The sequence below is a fragment of the Lapillicoccus sp. genome, from assembly GCF_046595215.1.
In the GTDB taxonomy this organism is placed as follows: domain Bacteria; phylum Actinomycetota; class Actinomycetes; order Actinomycetales; family Dermatophilaceae; genus Lapillicoccus.
Genome location: NZ_JBKJPP010000184.1, coordinates 1 through 3,523 on the forward strand (window position 1 = coordinate 1; position 3,523 = coordinate 3,523).

Consider the following 3,523-nt stretch of genomic DNA (forward strand, 5'->3'; position numbering starts at 1 on the left):
CGGCGGCTAGACCGTCATGCGTTGGCCTGCCGGGTGTTGACGGGCCGGGAGGCGCGCCGATAGGTCAGGACGACGGCCACGGCGATCGCGGTGAGCCAGCCAAGGCCCATGAGGAGAGGAACCAACTCGTCGAAGCTTTGGGTCAGGGCGCCGTCGAGAAGGACGCGGGAGCCCCCGTAGCCGGGTAACAGCTTGGACCAGGTGGTGGGCTCAGGCTGCAACATGGGGTTCTGCACGATGCCGATGTCCAGGAAGGGCAGCAGGAACGCGATGAACACGCCGCCGACGCGGCCGAAGATCGGGGCGAGTAGGGCCCCGATCAGCCCGTAAGTGATGGCGATCAGGATGTTGGCGGCGGCGTACGTCGGCCACGCGGCGGCATCGAAGACCAAGGCGGTGGTGGCCAAGGCCACCGCGGTGGCGGCGAGGGCGGAGAGGGTGAGGACGCCAAGGCGGGCCGAGAGCAGGGCTCCGGGGCGCAGGCCAGCGAGGGCTGCACGGCGGTCGCCGTCGCGGCTGTCGAGCACGGTGAACAGGCCGAGAAGTGCGGCGAGGGAGGCGATCGCGGTGGGTGCCATGGTGGCCCCGTGCAGGTCGACCAGCGAGGTCGTCTCGGCGATGCGGCGGCCCTGCTCGTCGAGGATGAGCGTGATGGGCCGCTCGGGGGTGACCCCGTATACGCCGAGGATGAACACCACCGGCACGACGACGAACAACACCCACAGGACGGGGTTGCGTCGCGCGTCGCGCCAGGCGGCCTGCGATGCGGCGGCTGCCTGGGTGATGATCGAGCCGGGGTGGCCCCGCCGTCTGCTGCGGTGGGCGGTGCGGGTGCGGGCGGCGGCCAGGGCCCAAGCCGCGACGACTGCTGCGACGGTCCAGGTCAGTGCCCACCCCAGGTCGTCGATGCGTCCGCTGTGGCCGGAGGGTGTGTCGACCATCCACAGGGTGACGAAGTGGGTCGGCAGCCCGCGGATGGCGATCCGGTCGGCAGCGCCCATCGCGGGGCCGAAGAACACGTCGACGATCCATACGAAGAGGACGATCACGCTGCCGTTGACGGGATTGCGAACCACCGATCCGACCAGCGCGCCGATCGCCACATAGATGACAGCGAACATCAGGGTACCGGCCACTGTACGCACTGGGGCGTCGATGCCGATGCGGGCCACGAGGGCGACCAACGCGATCGTGGCGGCCAGCAGCGCCAGGCACCCGCCGGTGAGCAGCCGGGCAAGGGCCAGGCGTGAGGCGGGTAGGCCAGCGATGACCACCCGGCGGTCGGTGTTGCAAGTGGTAGCAATCTGGAAGTACATGGCGATACCGGCAAGGAACGCGGCGGCCCAGCCGGCTGTGGCAGTCTGAACGGCGGGTCCGTCGGGGCCGCCCAGGAGTCTCGCAAAGTCCGCTAGGGCGCCGCCCGCCACGACGACGAACACCGCTGGTACGACGGCGAGCAGGAGTAGGTTGACCGGGTTCCGGACGTAATCGGTCAGGAACCGGCGCACGAGCACAAGGGTCGTCATCGTGGCGCCGTCTTCCCGTTACGGATGGCCACGATGCGGTCGAAGCGGTCCTCGTCGACGACGAAGTGGCTGATGATGAGCACGGTCCGCCCTACGTCGCGGCGCTGAGCGACCAGGCCCCAGAACTTCTGGTAGGTGTCCCAGTCGAAGCCGGCGTACGGTTCGTCGAGCAGCAGTAGGTCGGGATCAGCGAGAAGGGCCAAGCCCAGGTTCAGTTTCGACAGAGTCCCGCCGGAGAGCTGGTCGGCGCGTGTGTCGGCGTAGCGGGCGAACCCGAGCTCCTCATAGATCGCCTGACGGGATTGCACCATTGCCTGGTGGGTCATGGCGTAGGCGTGGCCGAACAGGTCGAAGTGCTCGTCACAAGTCAGCCGGGCATACACCAAAGGCTCCTGCGGGCAGTAGCCGAGGCGTCCGGTACGAGCAACGGTGCCTTGGTCGGCCCCAACCGCGCCGACCAGGATCTTCATGAGGGTGGACTTGCCCGAGCCGTTCTCCCCGGTCAGCCCGACCACCTCGCCAGGATACAGGGTGAGGTCCGCGCTCGCCAGGATCAACTGGGTGTGGCGTCGCGGCCAGATACCGCGACGGTAGGACTTGGTGATTCCTGACGCTTGCAGCACTGGCACAACTGCGCCCACACCCGCCGGAATCGCTGCCGACGCGGTGGTGAGGATAGTAGCCATTTCTGCCTCCGTGTGCGTGTGAAGCGGCCTGTCCCGACGTGGCGCCGGCTAAGGCCAAGTGGCGTCGAGCCGGGTGCCGCGGCCACGTGCGCGTGCTGGTCACCCACACCCGATAGTCTCGCCAAATACCCGGTGGGGGTAGTGACCAAGGTCCCTCCGCCGCGGGCCAGAAAGCCGAGGCCGAACCGTCCATCGTCAACCTCGAGGTGGCGTGCTCCCTTCCCCGCGGGTCGACTTGCCAGGTTGAGAATGACCAGCCCATTGGCCCTTGCCCGTAGGCAGGGAAGGCGCCTCCTCGACATCACAGATGAGGCGCTGACCCCGTTCACTGAGCAGTTGATCAACGTGGGCGCCGAGGTCTTCGCCCCGCTCGCACCCCGGTCGGGACGGTTCACCGCAGGCGCCCTGCTCCGCCTCCTGAAGCAAGTTGACCAGCTGGTCGGCGGGGTGGCCGAACTGCACGACGACCTAGCGGCCCGCAACAGCATCGGTGCCAACAGGACGAGAAACCCGCACCGGCGACACCACCCGTATCTGGGACCACGTGTGCGGGACTGGGTCAGCCGTCGTAGCGCCTGGTTCGACATGGTTCCCTCAGAGCCGCCGCTTCCATCGCCAACATCCGATCGGGCGGACGCCACGCCTGCCCCACGCGGATCCACGAGATCGACGGATCGTCGGCTTCGGCGATGCCTTCCCACCGGCAGCACCCAGCCGGCCTGCCCGAGAAGCTGCGCGACCGCGGCGACCAGGCAGACCAGCAGGGCGGAGGCATCTGCGTTGCGATGCTTGTGCGTGTATGCCGGTCTATCGCCGATCGCCGAGCCGGCGGCTGAGTCGGCGGGCGGCGACGATGGTCAGAGCGGCGCCGGCGCCGGTGAGGGCGCCTGACCACCACGGCCGGCGGCCCGGCCCTGAGGGGGCGCCCTGACCACCGCCCGCTATCGCGTCTCGCATGTGCGGGATCATCTCGGGTAGCTCCAAGGCGAGCGCCAAGTAGTCGAACCGGTTGTCCTTCCACAGTTGCTCGAGTTGCGCCCCACTGGGGAGCGTCATGCCTTTCAGGTCTGGCAGCAGGTCACGGGCGAGGTTCACGAAGGTCCGATCCGGGTCGACCAGAGCGGCTGTCGCCTCCAGGCTGATGAGCGAGCGGGCCAGCAGCATCAGTTCCCGCGGGAACTCGATGCCGTGCGAGGCGCCGGTGCCGAGCTCGCGCAGGAGCAGCCGGGCCACCGAGGACCCGTCCTCGCCCTGGCGCCACTGCTCGACCAGCTCGGCGAGCTCGGCCCGAAAGCCGCGGGCATCGGCGTC

At 68.7% G+C, this 3,523-nt stretch carries 3 protein-coding genes; all 3 read right to left on the reverse strand.

What is annotated here, in order from left to right:
* Positions 1 to 14 precede the first annotated feature (14 nt).
* On the reverse strand, positions 15 to 1,526 hold the full coding sequence (locus tag ACLL9L_RS15810; protein WP_411285616.1) for an ABC transporter permease: 1,512 nt from the start codon (positions 1,524 to 1,526) through the stop codon (positions 15 to 17).
* Positions 1,523 to 2,212 carry an ATP-binding cassette domain-containing protein gene (locus tag ACLL9L_RS15815; RefSeq protein WP_411285617.1) on the reverse strand — a complete coding sequence of 230 codons (690 nt, stop codon included), beginning with the start codon at positions 2,210 to 2,212 and terminating at the stop codon, positions 1,523 to 1,525. The genes ACLL9L_RS15810 and ACLL9L_RS15815 overlap by 4 nt, the downstream gene beginning before the upstream one ends.
* An 807-nt stretch (positions 2,213 to 3,019) precedes the next feature.
* A partial coding sequence (locus ACLL9L_RS15820; protein WP_411285618.1) for a hypothetical protein occupies positions 3,020 to 3,523 on the reverse strand: 504 nt, incomplete at its 5' end.